The 985-nt window shown below is 63.8% G+C and carries 2 protein-coding genes; both read right to left on the reverse strand.

All coding sequences use genetic code 11. The features are described 5' to 3' along the window. Positions 1 to 198: 3-hydroxyacyl-CoA dehydrogenase family protein (locus QZH66_RS16960; RefSeq protein WP_305807024.1), on the reverse strand; the 198-nt coding region annotated here is incomplete at its 3' end. After that, a partial coding sequence (locus QZH66_RS16965) for a 3-hydroxyacyl-CoA dehydrogenase family protein (RefSeq protein WP_305807025.1) occupies positions 158 to 985 on the reverse strand: 828 nt, incomplete at its 5' end. The genes QZH66_RS16965 and QZH66_RS16960, both read right to left, overlap by 41 nt.

The following is a 985-nucleotide window of genomic DNA, read 5'->3' on the forward strand; positions in this document are numbered from 1 at the left end:
GGTCTTGCTGTACTTCATGTCGGGCTTTTCGCTGTAGCGGCGCTTGCGGATGGCCCAGCCGATGTCGTTGCCGGCCAGGTCGCCCATGCGAAACGGCCCCATGGCCATGCCGAACTTCTCCATCGCCTTGTCCACCTGCTCGGGCGTGCAGCCTTCATCAAGCAAAAAGCCGCCCTGGCGGCCGTATTGCTCGATCATGCGGTTGCCGATGAAGCCGTCGCACACGCCCGAGACCACGGCGGTCTTCTTGATCTTCTTGGCCACGGTCATCACGGTGGCCATTACGTCCTTGGCGGTCTTGTCGCCGCGCACCACTTCGNTGGCGGCCGTATTGCTCGATCATGCGGTTGCCGATGAAGCCGTCGCACACGCCCGAGACCACGGCGGTCTTCTTGATCTTCTTGGCCACGGTCATCACGGTGGCCATTACGTCCTTGGCGGTCTTGTCGCCGCGCACCACTTCGAGCAGCTTCATCACGTTGGCCGGGCTGAAGAAGTGCAGGCCGACCACGTCCTGCGGGCGCTGGGTGAAATGGGCGATCTTGTTGACGTCGAGCGTCGAGGTGTTGGAGGCCAGGATGGCACCGGGCTTCATGACCGCGTCGAGCTGCTTGAACACCGCCTCCTTCACGCCCAGCTCCTCGAACACGGCCTCGATCACGAGGTCGGCGTCGGCCACTGCGGCGTAGTCCAGCGTGGTGCTGAGCAGAGCCATGCGCTGCTCGTACTTGTCCTGCTTGAGCTTGCCCTTCTTGACCTGGGCTTCGTAGTTCTTGCGGATGGTGGCCTGGCCGCGGTCGAGCGCCTCCTGCTTCATCTCCAGCATCTTCACGGGGATGCCGGCGTTGAGGAAGTTCATGGCGATGCCGCCGCCCATGGTGCCGGCGCCGATCACGGCCACGGCCTTGATGTCGCGCTTGGGCGTGTCGGACGGCACATCGGGAATCTTGCTTGCCGCGCGCTCGGCCAGGAACAGATGGCGCAG

The sequence above is a fragment of the Stenotrophomonas sp. YIM B06876 genome (assembly GCF_030711595.1).
Taxonomy (GTDB): Bacteria; Pseudomonadota; Gammaproteobacteria; order Xanthomonadales; family Xanthomonadaceae; genus Stenotrophomonas.